The 16,077-nt window shown below is 62.6% G+C and carries 15 protein-coding genes; 11 read left to right on the top strand and 4 right to left on the bottom strand.

The genetic code is table 11. The features are described 5' to 3' along the window. Window positions 1–7: 7 nt before the first annotated feature. The 6 genes from AC07VI_RS10430 (at window position 8) to AC07VI_RS10405 (ending at window position 7,468) form a co-directional block, all read left to right on the top strand. The gene (locus AC07VI_RS10430) at window positions 8–850 is read left to right on the top strand and encodes a polysaccharide deacetylase family protein (protein WP_413465898.1); all 843 of its coding nucleotides are present in this window, start codon (window positions 8–10) and stop codon (window positions 848–850) included. After that, a complete protein-coding gene (locus AC07VI_RS10425; RefSeq protein WP_086145157.1) occupies window positions 847–1,887 on the top strand; it encodes a sterol desaturase family protein in 1,041 nt (346 codons plus the stop codon). Before AC07VI_RS10430 ends, AC07VI_RS10425 begins: the two co-directional genes overlap by 4 nt. Continuing rightward, window positions 1,887–2,714, top strand: coding sequence for an EI24 domain-containing protein (locus AC07VI_RS10420; protein ID WP_086145158.1), 828 nt, complete (start codon window positions 1,887–1,889; stop codon window positions 2,712–2,714). Before AC07VI_RS10425 ends, AC07VI_RS10420 begins: the two co-directional genes overlap by 1 nt. Before the next feature lie 31 nt (window positions 2,715–2,745). Next, complete coding sequence (locus AC07VI_RS10415) at window positions 2,746–3,531, top strand: competence/damage-inducible protein A (protein WP_086145159.1); 786 nt, start codon at window positions 2,746–2,748, stop codon at window positions 3,529–3,531. Between the two features lie 364 nt (window positions 3,532–3,895). Next, window positions 3,896–7,024 carry a transglycosylase domain-containing protein gene (locus tag AC07VI_RS10410; protein ID WP_099419593.1) on the top strand — a complete coding sequence of 1,043 codons (3,129 nt, stop codon included), beginning with the start codon at window positions 3,896–3,898 and terminating at the stop codon, window positions 7,022–7,024. Window positions 7,025–7,087: 63 nt separating this feature from the next. Next, window positions 7,088–7,468 carry a hypothetical protein gene (locus AC07VI_RS10405; RefSeq protein WP_143450670.1) on the top strand — a complete coding sequence of 127 codons (381 nt, stop codon included), beginning with the start codon at window positions 7,088–7,090 and terminating at the stop codon, window positions 7,466–7,468. A gap of 7 nt (window positions 7,469–7,475) precedes the next feature. On the opposite strand, the gene AC07VI_RS10400 is transcribed toward AC07VI_RS10405, so the two are convergent. Further along, window positions 7,476–8,081: a glutathione S-transferase family protein gene (locus AC07VI_RS10400; protein ID WP_086145162.1), complete on the bottom strand. Its 606-nt coding sequence runs from the start codon at window positions 8,079–8,081 to the stop codon at window positions 7,476–7,478. 131 nt (window positions 8,082–8,212) lie between these two features. Here AC07VI_RS10400 and AC07VI_RS10395 point away from each other — a divergent pair, with 131 nt between their 5' ends. Next, entirely contained in the window at window positions 8,213–9,571 is a 1,359-nt protein-coding gene (locus AC07VI_RS10395) for a TAXI family TRAP transporter solute-binding subunit (RefSeq protein WP_099374783.1), read from the top strand. A 13-nt stretch (window positions 9,572–9,584) separates the two neighbouring features. On the opposite strand, the gene AC07VI_RS10390 is transcribed toward AC07VI_RS10395, so the two are convergent. The 3 genes from AC07VI_RS10390 to AC07VI_RS10380 form a co-directional block, all read right to left on the bottom strand. Beyond that, complete coding sequence (locus AC07VI_RS10390) at window positions 9,585–9,869, bottom strand: helix-turn-helix domain-containing protein (RefSeq protein WP_076569079.1); 285 nt, start codon at window positions 9,867–9,869, stop codon at window positions 9,585–9,587. Next, on the bottom strand, window positions 9,866–10,216 hold the full coding sequence (locus AC07VI_RS10385; RefSeq protein WP_099374725.1) for a type II toxin-antitoxin system RelE/ParE family toxin: 351 nt from the start codon (window positions 10,214–10,216) through the stop codon (window positions 9,866–9,868). Before AC07VI_RS10385 ends, AC07VI_RS10390 begins: the two co-directional genes overlap by 4 nt. 156 nt (window positions 10,217–10,372) lie before the next feature. Further along, window positions 10,373–10,834: a rhodanese-like domain-containing protein gene (locus tag AC07VI_RS10380; protein WP_492992707.1), complete on the bottom strand. Its 462-nt coding sequence runs from the start codon at window positions 10,832–10,834 to the stop codon at window positions 10,373–10,375. 386 nt (window positions 10,835–11,220) lie between these two features. On the opposite strand from AC07VI_RS10380, the gene glnA reads away from it, so the two are divergent. The 4 genes from glnA to ntrC all read left to right on the top strand — a co-directional run bounded on the left by glnA (window position 11,221) and on the right by ntrC (window position 15,934). Further along, the gene (gene glnA, locus AC07VI_RS10375) at window positions 11,221–12,636 is read left to right on the top strand and encodes a type I glutamate--ammonia ligase (protein WP_070219258.1); all 1,416 of its coding nucleotides are present in this window, start codon (window positions 11,221–11,223) and stop codon (window positions 12,634–12,636) included. A gap of 175 nt (window positions 12,637–12,811) precedes the next feature. Further along, a complete protein-coding gene (locus tag AC07VI_RS10370; RefSeq protein WP_319017192.1) occupies window positions 12,812–13,300 on the top strand; it encodes a DUF4124 domain-containing protein in 489 nt (162 codons plus the stop codon). 5 nt (window positions 13,301–13,305) lie between these two features. Then, a complete protein-coding gene (glnL, locus tag AC07VI_RS10365) occupies window positions 13,306–14,394 on the top strand; it encodes a nitrogen regulation protein NR(II) (RefSeq protein ID WP_086146849.1) in 1,089 nt (362 codons plus the stop codon). Window positions 14,395–14,443: 49 nt separating this feature from the next. Then, the gene (gene ntrC, locus AC07VI_RS10360; RefSeq protein ID WP_086146848.1) at window positions 14,444–15,934 is read left to right on the top strand and encodes a nitrogen regulation protein NR(I); all 1,491 of its coding nucleotides are present in this window, start codon (window positions 14,444–14,446) and stop codon (window positions 15,932–15,934) included. The last annotated feature ends 143 nt before the right edge of the window (window positions 15,935–16,077 follow it).

Below are 16,077 nucleotides of genomic sequence, written 5' to 3'. Positions count from 1 at the left end.
GGGTGTGATGATGCAACGCCTCACTTTTGCGGGCCATGTGCCCGCCATGCTGCTGTGCGCCAGCGCGATGTTGTCGACCGCGCATGCCGCCGCCCCTGTCGCACCTGTTCCTGTATCAGCCGCAGCTTCAGCGCCTGCCGCCTGCAAGGGCACGATCTACATGACCTTCGACACGGGCAGCCAGTCGCAAGCGCAACTGATTGCCGACGTGCTCAATCAACGCCATGTGAAGGCCACGTTCTTCCTGGCCAACGAAAAGACCACGCGCGGCGACTACTCGCTGGACCCGTCGTGGGCGCCGTACTGGAAAGCCAGGGTCGCCGAAGGCCATGCGTTCGGCACGCATACGTTTGACCACGTGTACTGGAAGAAGGATCTGGCCAACGGCTTGATCCAGGTCAAGCCCCAGTTCGGCAAGGACGGCGGCAAGCTGGCCTCCTTCACCGATAAGCAGTTCTGCGAGCAATTGCGCCGCGTCGATACGCGCTTCCAGGAACTGACGGGCCGCAAGCTCGACCCGTTCTGGCGCGCGCCGGGCGGCTACACGTCGCCGCGCACCCTGGCGGCCGGCAGCGCCTGCGGCTACCAGCACGCGGGCTGGGCACCGGCCGGGTATTCGGGCGATGAACTGCCCAGCGATAAGTACCCGAACGCCATGCTGCTGAAGAAAGCGCTGGCGAACTTGCGCAGCGGCGACATTTTCATTGCGCACATGGGCATCTGGTCGCGCAAGGAGCCGTGGGCGCCCGCCAACCTCGATGCCCTGATTTCTGGCCTGCAAGACAAGGGTTTCTGTTTTGCCACCCTGCGCGCGCATCCCGCCTACGCGCAGAAGAAGGGCCAGCCATGATCGCCGCCGATATCCTCAACTTCGTCACGCCGGCCATCGACGCCGTGGTCGACGCGTTTGGCGTGGCGCAAGGCTGGCTGTTCCAGACTGTGGTGAATCCCCTCGTCTACCACCTGGGTTTTGGCGAATTCACGGAAGAGGCGTTCGAAGGCACGGAATGGCTGCTGATCGGCCTGTGCGAACTGCTGCTGCTGTTTCTCGTGCTGCGTCCGCTCGAAGCCTTGATTCCCGCGCAAAAGATCACCGACCCGCGTGCCCGTTGGAACGATTTTATTTATACCGTGCTGCACCGCATCGGCCTGTTTTCCGTGCTGGTCTTCTTCACGCTCGATCCGCTGATGGATGCATTGGCGGGCGCTTTGCGTTTCGACAATATCCATCCATTGAACCTGGAATCACTGTTGCCCGGCATCAGTCCGCTGCTCAGTTTTATCATTTATTTTGTGATACTGGACTTCGTCGACTATTGCTACCACCGGGCTTCGCACCATTTCGGCTGGTGGTGGGGCTTGCACAGCCTGCATCACAGCCAGCAGAACATGAACTTGTGGAGCGATGACCGCAACCACCTGCTCGACGACTTCCTGCGCGACGTGGTGATGGCGCTGGTGGCGCTCGGTATCGGCGTGCCGCCGGGCCAGTATGTGCTGCTCGTGTCGATTTCGCGCATCCTGCAAAGCTTGCAGCACGCAAATGTGAGGATACACTTCGGCCGCATCGGCGAGCGGCTGCTGATTTCGCCCCGTTTCCACCGCACGCATCACGCCATTGGCGTGGGGCATGAGTCGGCAGGCAAGGGCAGCCTGGGCGGTTGCAACTTCGGCGTGGTCTTGCCGATCTGGGATATGCTGCTGGGTACCGCGAATTTCTCGGCCGGCTATGCGCGCACGGGCGTGCGCGACCAGCTGGCCCGCATCGACAGCCAAGGCGTGGGCCGCCCCGGGCGCAACTATGGCCGCGGCTTCTGGCAGCAGCAATGGCTGGGCCTGCGCCGCATGGTGGAATTTGCAAGAATTAAACGAAAAGGACGCCGCTGATGCGCAATGTGTTGAATTCGTATGGCCGTGCTTTCCTGTCGCAATGGCACGGCAGGATACTGCTGCTGAGCGCAGTGCCGTTCATCCTGTCGGTGGTGGTGTGGGGCGCCCTGCTGTACGTGGGCCTGCAGCCGCTGATCGACAGCCTGCATGCGCTGTTTACGCAGTACGATTTCTTCCGCACCAGCGGCCAGGTGCTGGCCACCTTCGGCCTGGGCGTGCTCAAAGCCGTCATCGTGCCCCTGATCGCCATGTTCATGCTGCTGCCGCTGATGATCCTGACGGCGCTGATCTTCATGGGCCTGTTCGCCATGCCGGCCATCGGCCGCCACGTGGGCGGGCGGCACTTTGCGCAGCTGGAAAAGAAGCATGGCGGCAGCCTGCTTGGCAGCGTCGGCACCTCGCTGGCCACTTTCTTGCTGTTCATCGTCGCCTGGGTCATCCTGCTGCCCCTGTACGCGTTTCCGCCCGCCGCACTGGCGGGGCAAGCCGTGCTGTGGGGCTGGCTGACCTACCGCGTGATGGCGTATGACGCCATGGCCGATTATGCCAGCGTGGACGAGCGCCACGCCGTCATGCGCACGCAGCGCTGGCCCCTGCTGGCCATCGGCATGGTCTCCGGCGCGGCCGGCGCCGTGCCTGGCCTGCTGTGGATGGGCGGCGCGATGTCGGTGGTGTTTTTCCCCTTCCTGGCGGCGTTCGCCATCTGGCTGTATGTGCTGATCTTTATCTTTACGGGCCTGTGGTTCCAGTATTACTGCCTGGAAGCATTGGCGCGCCTGCGGGGCCAGCGCGGCATGACGGACGTGGCGCCGGCGGATGCCTGAGCTTAACTATTGAATCAAAGAAGGAAATTTCATGGCTATCGGATTGATCATCATCGGCGACGAAATCCTGTCGGGCAAGCGCACTGACCAGCATTTCCCGAAAGTGGTGCAAATGCTCAAGCAGCGCGGCTTGCAGCTGAGCTGGGCGGAATACGTGGGCGATGAGCCGGCGCGCCTGATGGCCTTGCTCAAGCGCAGCTTTGCCAGCGGCGACATCGTTTTCAGCTTTGGCGGCATCGGCGCCACGCCGGATGACCATACGCGCCAGGCGGCGGCCGATGCGCTGGGCTTGCCGCTGGTGCTGCATCCGCAGGGCAAGGCGAACATCCAGCAACGGATCACGGAAATGGGCGCAGAGGCGGGCGCGCCGGCGGACCTGAACTCGCCGGAAAACCTGCATCGCCTGAAAATGGCGGAATTTGTCGAAGGCGCCGAGCTGATTCCGAATCCGTACAACAAGATTGCCGGCTTTGCCGTGCGCGAGCACTATTTCGTGCCTGGTTTTCCCGTCATGTCCTGGCCCATGATCGAATGGGTGCTCGACACGCATTACAGCCATTTGTTCAACCAGGTGCCGCATGCGGAACATGCCTTGCTCGTGTATGAAACGGCGGAATCGCTGCTGACGCCGCTGATGGTGCGCCTCGAGGCGGAGTTTCCGTTGATCAAGGTTTTCAGCCTGCCCAGCGTGGGCGACGCACAGACGCGCCGGCATATCGAACTGGGCGTCAAGGGCGAGCCGAAGCAAGCGGCGGCCGCCTTCGCGGACATGTGCGCCGCGCTCGACGCCATGCAGGCGGAATACGTCACCATCTGAGCTGCTGCCAGCCCGGCGCCGGCGGCTTTTTCGCCATCGCCCAGCCCGCCTTAGGCCCATGTTCGACAGTGGACAGTCCCGGTCGTTGTTTTTTTGCGAAAATCTTCAATGAAGCAAGATTTTTGTGCGCGCTCGTCAGTCGTTTTCATGCCGATGTGGTGGAATGGTGAACAGGGACTCCGCGTGTCAGACACGGGGTTGCCTGCCTGTGCAGTAGAGCGTTTTTTTGATTCACCGGTATGGACATCATGTTAAGCAAGCTTTGTTGTGACCGGGCCTGTCTGGCCCTCGTCTTATCCTGCGCGGAGCGGTATCGCTGCCGCATTTTCCGCGCCGTCCAAACCCAACCTTACCCCAGCATCCCATGAAAGACACAGGCGTCAACCTGGCCGCGCAAGAGCGGCTCCCCACCGACCCGGCGGCCGAAGCCGGCCCCGAGGCGCCGCCGCCGGCAAGCCCGCCGAAGAAGCGCCGTTCGCGCATCTGGCCCATTTTCCTGATCATTGTGCTGGCGCTGATCGCCGGCGTGGCCTGGTTCGTCATGCGCGAAGTGCGCACCTCGGCCCTGCAGGCGGAGTTTTTCTCGCGCCTGGACCGCCAGCTGACATACAAGGTCGAGCCTGGCCCCGCGCCTGCCGGCGCCATCCGCTATCCGCAGCATGGCCCTTATGACGAGCGCCTCGGCTATGCCAGCCTGCCCGACTTCATCACCAAGCTCAATGCGCGCGACTATGCGGTCACGGCGCAGGCGCGCATGTCGCCGAAAATGGTGCAACTGGTCGACATGGGCATCTTTGCCACCTATCACGAGAAAAACCGCGCGGGATTGAGCATCCTCGATTGCCGCGCCGCGCCCCTGTTCGCGGCCAGCTATCCCGAGCGCATGTTCGACGGCTTTGCCGATGCGCCGCCGGCGCTGGTGCAAAGCCTGCTGTTCATCGAAAACCGCGAATTGCTCGATCCTGGCACGCCCGGGCGCAATCCCGCCGTCGAATGGGACCGCCTGAGCAAGGCGATTCTGGACAAGGCGCTGAACCTGTTCGGCGGCCACCGGGGCGGCGGCGGCAGCACCCTGGCCACGCAGATCGAAAAGTACCGGCATTCGGAAGACGGCCGCACCAGCTCCATGCAGGACAAGCTGCTGCAGATGATGTCGGCCAGCCTGCGCTCGTACCAGGATGGCGAAAACACCATGGAAGCGCGGCGCAAGATCGTCGTCAACTATCTCAATACCGTGCCGCTGTCGGCAAAGAGCGGCTTTGGCGAGGTCAACGGCATCGGCGACGGCATGTGGGTCTGGTATGGCCGCCCGTTTGCCGAAGTGAAAACTTTGCTCAGTGGAAAAATGGATCAACCCGGCAGCGCGCTGGCCTACAAGCAGGCGTTGAGCCTGCTGATCGCGCAGCGCCGTCCGTCCCACTACCTGGTAGCCGGCGGCGCCGACCTGGAAGTGCTGACCAACAGCCATCTGCGCCTGCTGGCGCAGGCGGGCGTGATCTCGGCGCAGCTGCGCGATGCCGCCATCGCCGAAAAGCTGCGCCCGTCAGCGGCGTCGGGCGTGCAGTCGGAAGCGTCGACCTCGTTCGTCACGCGCAAGGCCTCGAATGCCGTGCGCAACCACCTGGCCAGCATGCTCGGCGATCCGCGCTTGTACAACCTGGACCGCCTGGACCTGAAAGTGGTCAGCACGCTCGATGCGCAGGCACAAAACGCCGTCACCAAGGTCTTGCGCGAGCTGCGCGACCCGGAAGTGGCGAAAGCGGCCGGTTTGACGGGCAAGGGCATGCTGGGCAATGGCGACCCGGCCAACGTCGTGTACAGCTTTACCCTGCTGCAAAAGGGTGAGCAGGCCAACTTGCTGCGCGTGCAGACGGATAATTTCGACCAGCCGCTCGACATCAACGAGGGCGCCAAGCTGGACCTCGGTTCCACGGCCAAGCTGCGCACCCTGGTGACGTACCTGGACATCATCGACCAGCTGCACCAGCGCTACCAGGGCATGGACGCGGCCGAGCTGGGCAAGATCGCCGTCGATCCGAAGGACATGCTGTCGCAGTGGGCGATTGCCTATCTGAAACCTTTGCCGCTCGGCGAGGCGCGCAAGCTGCCGGCCATGCTGGCGGCCGCCATGGAGCGCAAATACTCGGGCAATCCGGGCGAAGGCTTCTTCACGGGCGGCGGCTTGCACCATTTCGGCAACTTCTCCAAGCTCGACGACAGCCGCATCATGACGGTGCAGCAGGCCTTGCGCCAGTCGACCAACCTGGTGTTCGTGCGCCTGATGCGCGACGTGGCCCGCTACTACATGTTTTCGCGCCCCGATTCCTCGGCCTCGCTGCTGGCGGATGCGGACGATCCGCGCCGCGCCCAGTACCTGAGCCGGTTTGCCGACAAGGAAGGGCGTGAATTCCTGCACCGCTTCTACCAGAAGTACCGCGGCAAGAGCGTCGACGAGCAGGAAAAGATTCTGTTGGCCAGCATCCGCCCGACGCCTGTGCGCCTGGCGAACATCTTCCGCACCATCAATCCCAAGGGCACGGTGGCGGAATTCGGCGATTTCCTCAACGCCAACCTGCCGTCGCAAAACGAAGTGCCGCCCGAGCGCGTGGCCAGGATGTACCAGCAGTACGCGATGGAAAACTGGTCGCTGGCCGACCGCGGTTATCTGGCCAATGTGCATCCGCTGGAACTGTGGATGGTGGCGTACCTGCGCCAGCACGAAGGTTCCACCCTGTCGCAGATGGTGGCGGCCAGCGAGAAGGAGCGCCAGGAAGTCTACAAATGGCTGTTCAACACGCACCGCAAGCACGCGCAGGACCGCCGCATCGCCAACTTGCTGGAAGTCGAAGGTTTCCTGGAAATCCACCGCCAGTGGAAGAAGATGGGCTATCCGTTCGATTCGCTGGTGCCGTCGTATGCGACCACCCTGGGCGCTTCGGCAGACCGTCCCGCCGCACTGGCCGAGTTGATGGGCATCATCATCAACGATGGCGTGCGCAAGCCGAGCGTGCGCATCGATTCCATGCATTTCGCCGCCAACACGCCGTACGACACCATGGTCAAGCGGGGCAGCAAGGTGGAAGCGGAACAGGTGCTGTCGCCGGACGTGGCCAAGGCTGTCGCCAAGGCCATCCGCGAAGTCGTGTCCGACGGCACGGCGAAACGGGCGAAGACGGCGTTTGTCGGCGCCGACGGCGTGCCGATCCCGATGGGCGGCAAGACGGGCACGGGCGACCAGCGCTTCGACGTGTATGGAGCCGGCGGCCGCCTGATCGAGTCGCGCTATGTGAACCGCTCGGCCACGTTCGTCTTCAATATCGGCGAGCGCTTCTATGGCAGCATGACGGCGTATGTGCGGGGCCCGGAATCGAAGAACTACGATTTCACCAGCGCCTTGCCGGTGCAATTGCTCGTGTCGCTGGCGCCGAGCTTGATGCCGCTGATCGAGCCGCCCGCGCCGGCCGAGGGCGTGGCGAAGCAGTGTACGAATTAAATCGTTGCTGCAATGAAAAGCCGGCCTGAATGGGCCGGTTTTTTTATGGAAGAGAAAGTGGCTATGGAAAGAACGCAGCAGCTCTTTGCGCAATATCATCGCTTTGACGATGGCGCGCTCGTATCATTCGAGCAGGTGTACGGACCGCAGGGCGTGCAAGCCGTGCGTATCGTGGTGTACGCAAGAAATCATGCGCTGGACGGCGACGTCTGGCGCCAGGTCGCCATCACGGTGGGCGCGGTGCGCGAAGTGCTGGTCCGGACGCCGGGCAATTTCATCAACCGCATCTGCTGCGGCGTGAAGCTGCTGCGTTTTGGCGATGTGTGGTGCGTCGATGTCGACGGCACCTATACGCACGATGATCCCGGCTCGCTGGACGAAGTGCGCCGCGATGGCGACTGTTATGTCATCGGCGGCACGGTCGAGGCAATCGAGCTGGACTAGGAATGCATTAGCCGGCAAACGCAGCCGTTTTATCTTCCAGGCGCGCGTGATACGCGGCAATGGCCGGATATGCCGGACGTTGCATCGGGGCCATCAGCCAGCGCTTGACGGACAGGCCCAGCACGATATCGGCCAGAGTGAATTGCTCGCCGCACACAAACGCGCCCGTGCGCTGCAACTGCTGCTCCAGCACGCCCATCATCTTGTTCCATCCCGCGATACCGGCCGCCAGCTGCGCCGCATCCTGGTGCGCGGGGCTGTGGCGCACCAGCGACATGAACGCGTAGCGCCAGCTGTTGTTCAAATCGCCCATTTGCCAGTCCATCCATTTTTCCACTTCCGCGCGGGCACGGGGATTACTTGGCAGCAAGTCTTCACGGCCCGCCTGGGCGCACAGGTAGCGGCATATCGTGTTCGATTCCCACAGCACCAGGTCGCCGTCCAGCAGCACGGGAACCATGGCGTTCGGGTTCAGGGCCAGGAAGGCCGGGTCGTCGGTGGCGCGAAAGCCGCTGCCCCAGTCTTCGCGTTCGTAGGGCAGGTCGAGTTCCTCGCACGTCCACAAGACTTTGCGGACATTGATCGAGGCGGCTTTTCCAAGAATTTTCAGCATGCGGGGCTCCAGAGGGCAGGTGATCGATCTGCTACTGTAGCGGATTTGGCCACGCCGCGCCTGTGAAAGTGCCTTGCATAGTTGAGGTTTTCTTGGCATCGTAGCCACCCATGAAACCTATGCGCCACCACATGTCCAAAATCCTCGCGTTCAGCCGCTTTTCCGTGCGCGATTTCCTCGCCACCGCCGGTCCCACCTTGCTGCTGGTCGGCGCATTCTGCGCGCTTGCTTACTGGCTGGTCGACCCGGCGCCGCCGCGCCAGGTGAGCCTGTCGACGGGGCAGGACAATAGCGCGTATGAAGAATTCGGCAAGAAATACGCGGCCACCCTGGCCAAACACGGCATCAAGGTAACCCTGCAACCATCGCTGGGTTCGCAGGACAACCTGCAGCGCCTCAATAACGGCAAGACCGATATCGCCTTCGTGCAAAGCGGCTCGACCGAGCACGCCGATGCCGAGCGCCATGGCTTGATTTCCCTGGGCAGCCTGTTTACGGAACCCGTGTGGCTGTTCCTGCGCGAAGACAAGATGGTGACGGAGCTGACGCAATTGAAGGGCATGAAGATCAATCTGGGGCCGGAAGGCACGGGCGTGCCCAGCCTGTTCCGGCAGTTGCTGTCAGTCAATGGCGTGGAGGCGAAGGAGCTGACGGTGAGCGACTTGCAAAATACGCCCGCCACGGTGGCGCTGCTGGAAGGGCGCATCGACGGCCTCGTGTTCAGCTCGGCGCCGGAAGCGCCGCTGATCCAGATGCTGCTGCAGACGCCGGGCATCAAGCTGTTTGATTTTTCGCAAGCGGAGGCGTACACGCGGCGCTTGCCCTTCCTCACGCATGTGGTCTTGCCGCGCGGTATCGTCGACCTGGGGCAGAACATCCCCGCGCAGGATTATCACCTGATCGCGCCGACCGCCACCCTGGTCGCGCGCGAAGACTTGCATCCGGCCCTGGTCGACCTGTTCGTGCAGGCGGCGGCCAGTATTCACGGCGGCACGGGCTGGTTCCAGCAGCAGGGGCAGTTCCCGTCCGCGCGCTATACGGAAATTCCCGTCGCGCCCGAAGCGCTGAAATTCTACAAGGATGGCGCGCCCGTGCTGCAGCGCTACATGAGTTTCTGGCTGGCCAATTTCTTCGATCGCATGTGGGTGCTGGTGGTGGCGCTCGGTGCCTTGATATTGCCCCTGTCGCGCGTCGTGCCGCCGTTGTACGTGTGGCGCATCCGCTCGCGCGTGTACCGCTGGTATGGCCAGCTGCGCACGGTGGAGCAGGCGCTGGAAGACGTGCCGCAAGCGCAACGCGCGCAAGTATATGCGGAGCAATTGAAGCGGCTGGACCAGATCGAGGACATGGTCAACCAGATCTCGATACCCCTGTCGTTTGCCGATGGCCTGTATGGCTTGCGCAGCCACATCAATTTCGTGCGCAAGCGCATCTTGACGCTGATGGGCGAATATCCGATAGCGGCGCCGGAGTCGGGAGAGCCGGCCTGAGCGCTTAACTCGCTTAAACGAGGGTGACCGACAGCTTGCGCCCGAGCAGCGCGGCGGCCCGCTCCAGGGTGGAGAGCGTCACGTCGCTGCCGGGATCGAGCAGGCGGTCGAGCTGCGAGCGGCTCGTCTGCAGCAGGGCCGCCATGCGCGTCTTCGACATCGCTTGTTCCTGCATCGCCTGCGTCAGTTGCCAGGCGATCACTTCCTTGATGGCGCGGGTTTGCGTTTGCTCGAAGATGCCTTCTTCCTTGAGAAAGTCGTCGAGACTGCTGCCGAGGTGGGGGGCGGTGGCGTTCATGTCAGTTCCTTGTCGCGTTTGCGGGCCAGCGCCAGGTCGTCGTCCGGCGTCGTCCGGGTTTTCTTGATAAAGCCGTGCAGCGCCACCAGGCAATCGCCGTGATGGCAGATCAGCACGCGCGCGATGCGCTTGCCGGGCAAGCTGCTGCGAATTTCCGATAAACCTTGCCCCAGATGGCGGCACAGGGGCATGCCCACGGGCCAGCGCCATTGCGCATGCATCAAGTCTTGTCCGATGACATGGCGTTCCTCGATGGGGAGCGACTTGAGCCAGTCGCGTACGGGTTCGCCGCCATTGCCGTTCGCGTAGAACAGCAGGGTAATCTGCCGCAAGCCGGAAGCATCCATGACGCACCTCTACGTTGTACTATATAAGGTACATTATTTCAAGGAGAATCGGCGCCGCAGTTGAAAAATCGGGCGCGCATGGATGGTTGTAGCCGATGGCGGGCCATCGCGTGGCCCGCCAGATCAAACACGGTTCAGATAGTCAAGCGGCCAGCGTCAGGCGCCCAGCCACGGCAAGCCTGCCTTGCACCAGCCGCCGATCTGCTTGCGGTGGCCGTCCGCATCCTTGTCGCCTTCAAAACCTTCGAGGATGTCGAAGCAGTTGCTGTAGCCGTGCTCGGTCGCCAGCTTGGCGGCATGGCGCGAGCGCACGCCGGAGCGGCACAGGAACAGCAGCACCTCGTCCTTGCCGGCCTGGGCGGCCAGTTGCTGCATAAAATCGGGATTCGGCACGCCGCCCGGGTAGGTGGCCCACTGCACCGCACCATGCTGGGTATCGGCGATGTCCACCCGGCCGACCCAGTCGCGCTCGGCATTCGTGCGCACGTCGATCAGCTTGACGGTGCCATCGCGTTGCAGCAGTTCGTACGCTTCCTGCGGCGTGACGGCGCCGGCATACGGCGTGCCCTCATTGGCCCGGCTGCGGGCGGTATTCAGGATGTCGGCGGCGGTGGTCATGGCGTCCTCGAAGAAAGTGGGATGGTATGGTCGATTATAGTGCGCCGTCCGCGCCCCGCAAACGGGAAACCACGGTGCAGACCCGATGCACCACAACGAGGCATTTTTCAAGAATGCGCACAAAATGCACGATAATGGTGCGTTATTCGTTTTTTTGCACTTGCATAGTGCATTCTTGATTTGACGCAAACCTTGCCTGAAAATCGTGGGCAGGAAAACTTTCATGGGGATAGCCGGGTTTTGCCCCTGGCGGCCAGGTCTCTCCTGGGGCTGGCATGGAATCTGCTATGATCCTTATGAGTTTTGGTGGCACGCAATGTTTGCTTCGCTTCATCAGCCCAGACGCACTTAGGTCGCCTCACCCCACATTCATTTAGGAGATACGCATGGCAATGACAGCCGCAGAAGTCTTGAAGATGGTAGAAGAAAACGAAGTCAAATTCGTTGATTTCCGCTTTGCCGATACCCGTGGTAAAGAGCAGCACGTGACGGTTCCCGTGTCGCACTTCGATATGGACAAATTCGAGTCGGGCCACGCCTTTGACGGTTCTTCGATCGCTGGCTGGAAAGGCATTGAAGCGTCCGACATGATCCTGCTGCCGGATCCAAACACGGCCAATATTGACCCGTTCATGGAAGAAACGACCTTGTTCATGCAGTGCGACGTGATCGAACCGTCGGACGGCAAGGGCTACGACCGCGACCCGCGCTCGATCGCGAAACGCGCCGAAGCCTACCTGAAATCGTCGGGCATGGGCGACACCGCCTACTTCGGCCCTGAGCCGGAATTTTTCATCTTCGACAGCGTGCGCTGGAAGATCGACATGTCGGGCTGCTTCGTCAAGATCGGTTCGGACGAAGGTTCGTGGTCGACCGGCAAGGACATCGAAGGCGGCAACAGCGGCCACCGTCCTACCGTCAAGGGCGGCTACTTCCCCGTGCCGCCAGTGGACAGCTTCCAGGACATGCGTTCGGAAATGTGCCTGATTCTGGAATCGCTGGGCATCCCGGTTGAGGTACATCATCACGAAGTGGCCGGCGCCGGTCAGAATGAAATCGGCACCAAGTTCTCGACCCTGGTCGAGCGCGCCGACTGGACGCAAAACCTGAAATACGTGGTGTGGAACGTGGCGCACAGCTATGGCAAGACCGCCACCTTCATGCCGAAACCTATCGTTGGCGACAACGGTTCGGGCATGCACGTGCATCAATCCGTATGGAAAGATGGCAAAAACCTGTTCGCCGGCGACGGCTATGCCGGCCTGTCCGATTTCGCCCTGTACTACATCGGCGGCATCATCAAGCACGCCAAGGCACTGAACGCGATCACCAATCCGGGCACCAACTCGTACAAGCGCCTGGTGCCAGGCTACGAAGCGCCGGTCAAACTGGCGTACTCGGCGAAAAACCGTTCCGCCTCGATCCGCATCCCGCACGTGGCCAATCCAAAAGGCCGCCGCGTCGAAGCGCGCTTCCCGGATCCGCTGGCGAACCCGTACCTGTGCTTCGCCGCACTGCTGATGGCCGGCCTGGACGGCGTTGCCAACAAGATCCATCCGGGCGAAGCCGCCTCGAAAGATCTGTACCATCTGCCGCCGGAAGAAGACGCGCTGATCCCTACCGTCTGCGCTTCGCTGGAAGAAGCCCTGGAAGCCCTGGACAAGGACCGCGAGTTCCTGACCCGTGGCGGCGTGTTCAGCGATTCCATGATCGATGCATACCTGGAACTGAAAATGCAGGACGTGCAGCGCATGCGCATGACCACGCATCCTGCGGAGTTCGACATGTACTACTCGCTGTAATGGCGCCATGCCGGCAACCTGCCGGTAGTGAGTAAAAAACGCGGGTGAGGCGATCGGTCTTGCCCGCGTTTTTTTATGCTTTGCGCCCATGCGGCGCCGGTGCGGTGTTGTATAGTCGGCCCAGGATCGATGCGGCAGGAGCCGACAGGAGTGAAGATTGACCAAGCATTACAGAATGGCGTTGATGGCAGGATTGCTGGGCGCGGCGGCACAGGCGCACGGACAGCTGTATGTGTGCGCCGATGCGCAGGGACACAAGACCTATACGGACAAGCGGGCCGGCGCCGGCTGCAAGCTGCTCGATTTGCCCGGCGCCATGACGGAGCCGCCGCGCAGGACGGCGCCGCTGGCCGCCCCCGCGCGGCCCGCCACGCAGGCGGCGGCCACGGCGGCTCCGGCCGCTGGCGCGTTTCCCAGGGTTGATGGCGCCGAGCAGCGCGCGCGCGACCTGGACCGGCGCCAGATCCTGCAGGATGAATTGCGCAGCGAAGAGCAGAAGCTGGCGGCGCAGCGCCTGGAATTCAACGAGGGCCAGCCCGAACGCCAGGGCAATGAGCGCAACTATGCGAAATATCAGGAAAGAGTGGCGCAGTTGAAGGACAACATCAGCCGCACGCAGCAAAACATTGACGCCCTGAAACGCGAGATCGCGAATATTCGGTAAAGCACATGACACTAGACAACCATTCCAGCCGCCCCGCGCACCTGGCCGGCCTTGATCTGCTCGCTTCAGCCGTGATTCTGCTCGACGGCGACGGCCGCATCGGCTATGCCAACGCGGCGGCGGAAAACCTGCTGGAAAGTTCGCTCAAAGCCCTGTCGCGGCAAAAACTGACGGCGCTGTTTTTGAACCCCGACGAGCTGGCGAGCATCTGCGCGCAGGCGCTCGAACATAAATTTTCCGACCTGCGCCAGGACCTGAGCCTGGAACGCCTCGGGCGCGAGCCGCTGCGCGTGCACAGCATCGTCAGCGCGCTCGACGCGCCGCGCGACGGCGTGCTGATCGAGCTGCGCGAAAACGTGCAGCAGCTCAAGCTGGACCGCGAGGAGCGCATCCTCGACCAGAGCCAGGTCAACAAGGAGCTGATCCGCAACCTGGCGCATGAAATCAAGAATCCGCTGGGCGGCATCCGCGGCGCGGCCCAGCTGCTGGAGCTGGAATTGCCGGCCCTGCATCTGAGCGAGCTGCGCGAATACACGCAAGTCATCATCAAGGAAGCGGACCGCCTGCAAACGCTGGTCGACCGCCTGCTGGCGCCGCACCGCCGTCCGCACATCGTGGGCGACGTGAATATCCACGAAGTGTGCGAGCGGGTGCGCAGCCTGATCCTGGCCGAATTTCCCAGCGGCTTGACCATTTCGCGCGATTACGATGCCTCGATCCCCGAGTTTCGCGGCGACAAGGAGCAATTGATACAGACCGTGCTCAATATCGCACATAACGCGGCGCAGGCCCTGGCCGAACGCATCGAGGCAGGCGACGCGGAGCTGACGTTCAAGACGCGCGTGGCGCGCCAGGTGACCCTGGCCAAGGTCCGCTACAACCTGGCATTAGACTTGCATATCATTGACAACGGACCGGGCATCGCACCCCAGATCCGCGACCGGATTTTCTACCCGCTGGTGTCGGGCAGGGAAGGCGGCAGCGGGCTGGGACTGACCTTGGCGCAAACCTTCGTGCAACAGCACCTGGGCGTGATCGAGTGCGAAAGCCGGCCTGGATACACCGATTTCAGGATCGTTTTACCCTTGCCATAAGCGGGGGGAGTATCCCACCCATGAAATCCATTGCGGGACGCACACACTAATGAAGCCAATCTGGATAGTTGACGACGACGAATCAATCCGCTGGGTGCTGGAAAAAGCCCTGGCGCGGGAAAACCTCGCCACCAAGAGTTTTGCCAATGCGCGCGACGCCATTGCCGCACTGGAATTTGACACGCCGCAAGTGCTCGTGTCGGACATCCGCATGCCGGGCGCATCCGGCCTGGAATTGTTGCAGACGGTCAAGTCGCGCTTTCCCGGCTTGCCAGTGATCATTATTACCGCCTTTTCCGACCTCGATTCGGCCGTCGCGGCCTTCCAGGGCGGCGCCTTCGAATACCTGGCCAAGCCTTTTGATATCGACAAGGCCGTCGAGCTGATCCGTCGTGCGCTGGAAGAGAGCCTGCGCGAGACCAGCGTCGAATCGGGACCGTCGGAAACGCCGGAAATCCTTGGCCAGGCGCCGGCCATGCAGGAAGTCTTCCGCGCCATCGGCCGCCTGTCGCAATCGAATGTGACGGTCCTCATCACGGGCGAATCCGGTTCCGGCAAGGAACTCGTGGCGCGCGCGCTGCACAAGCACAGCCCGCGCGCGGCGCAGCCTTTCATTGCCCTGAACACGGCGGCGATACCCAAGGATTTGCTGGAGTCGGAACTGTTCGGCCATGAACGGGGGGCGTTTACGGGCGCGCAGACGACGCGCCGGGGCCGTTTCGAACAGGCCGAAAACGGCACTTTGTTCCTCGATGAAATCGGCGACATGCCGTTCGATTTGCAGACGCGCTTGCTGCGCGTGCTGTCCGACGGGCATTTTTATCGCGTCGGCGGCCACCAGCCCATGAAGGCGAATGTGCGCGTCATTACCGCCACGCACCAGAACCTCGAGCAGCGCGTGCGCGACGGCCTGTTCCGCGAAGACTTGTATCACCGCCTGAACGTGATCCGCCTGCGCCTGCCCAGTTTGCGGGAGCGGCGCGAGGATATCCCCATCCTGGTGCGCCACTTCCTGGTGCAAAGCGCGCGCCAGCTGGGCGTGGAAGCCAAGCGCATGAGCGAGCCGACGATGCAGTTCCTGAGCAGCCTCGATTTGCCGGGTAATGTGCGCCAGCTGGAAAACCTGTGCAACTGGATTACCGTCATGGCGCCGGGCCAGACGGTGGAAATCAAGGACTTGCCGCTGGAATTGACGCAGGGGCAGGGCGATGGCGCTGCCGCCGTCGTCTCCGGCGAGGGCGCGGCGCCCGCCGTGGCGCACGCGCAGGGCGGCCAGGTGTTCGAGGCGGCCGCGCCCGCCAACGGCGCGCCGCCGGGCTGGATCGGCCTGCTGGAATTGCAGGCGGCCGGCATGCTGGGCGCGGGGCAGCAGGAAGTCATGGCCGTGCTGGGGCGGCAATTCGAGTCGGCCCTGATCAAGACGGCGCTCAAGCATACGCATGGGCGCAAGAATGACGCGGCCGTGCGCCTGGGCATAGGCCGCAACACCATCACGCGCAAGATTTCCGAACTGGGCATCGACGGCGCCAAGGACGATTGATCGATCCTGCGGACGGGGCAGCCGCCCCGGCCGCTTTTCCTTCCGTTCCCGCGCGGCGTCTGTTGCACGCGACAAAACACAATGAAGGGGGGCAATCAGGTAAGCTGGCGCTTGCCGGATGGTTTCGTCCGGTTTTAACTTTC

Source organism: Janthinobacterium sp. GW821-FHT03A03, from assembly GCF_059421435.1.
The sequence above is the reverse complement of the archived record's forward strand: the minus strand, read 5'-3'. Positions and strand labels throughout refer to the sequence as shown.

Bases quoted from the DNA above. Each gene is read 5' to 3' on its own strand.
- AC07VI_RS10430 (WP_413465898.1), top strand. From the start codon at position 8: ATGATGCAACGCCTCACTTTTGCGGGCCATGTGCCCGCCATGCTGCTG.
- AC07VI_RS10425 (WP_086145157.1), top strand. From the start codon at position 847: ATGATCGCCGCCGATATCCTCAACTTCGTCACGCCGGCCATCGACGCC.
- AC07VI_RS10420 (WP_086145158.1), top strand. From the start codon at position 1,887: ATGCGCAATGTGTTGAATTCGTATGGCCGTGCTTTCCTGTCGCAATGG.
- AC07VI_RS10415 (WP_086145159.1), top strand. From the start codon at position 2,746: ATGGCTATCGGATTGATCATCATCGGCGACGAAATCCTGTCGGGCAAG.
- AC07VI_RS10410 (WP_099419593.1), top strand. From the start codon at position 3,896: ATGAAAGACACAGGCGTCAACCTGGCCGCGCAAGAGCGGCTCCCCACC.
- AC07VI_RS10405 (WP_143450670.1), top strand. From the start codon at position 7,088: ATGGAAAGAACGCAGCAGCTCTTTGCGCAATATCATCGCTTTGACGAT.
- AC07VI_RS10400 (WP_086145162.1), bottom strand. From the start codon at position 8,081: ATGCTGAAAATTCTTGGAAAAGCCGCCTCGATCAATGTCCGCAAAGTC.
- AC07VI_RS10395 (WP_099374783.1), top strand. From the start codon at position 8,213: ATGTCCAAAATCCTCGCGTTCAGCCGCTTTTCCGTGCGCGATTTCCTC.
- AC07VI_RS10390 (WP_076569079.1), bottom strand. From the start codon at position 9,869: ATGAACGCCACCGCCCCCCACCTCGGCAGCAGTCTCGACGACTTTCTC.
- AC07VI_RS10385 (WP_099374725.1), bottom strand. From the start codon at position 10,216: ATGGATGCTTCCGGCTTGCGGCAGATTACCCTGCTGTTCTACGCGAAC.
- AC07VI_RS10380 (WP_492992707.1), bottom strand. From the start codon at position 10,834: ATGACCACCGCCGCCGACATCCTGAATACCGCCCGCAGCCGGGCCAAT.
- glnA (WP_070219258.1), top strand. From the start codon at position 11,221: ATGGCAATGACAGCCGCAGAAGTCTTGAAGATGGTAGAAGAAAACGAA.
- AC07VI_RS10370 (WP_319017192.1), top strand. From the start codon at position 12,812: ATGGCGTTGATGGCAGGATTGCTGGGCGCGGCGGCACAGGCGCACGGA.
- glnL (WP_086146849.1), top strand. From the start codon at position 13,306: ATGACACTAGACAACCATTCCAGCCGCCCCGCGCACCTGGCCGGCCTT.
- ntrC (WP_086146848.1), top strand. From the start codon at position 14,444: ATGAAGCCAATCTGGATAGTTGACGACGACGAATCAATCCGCTGGGTG.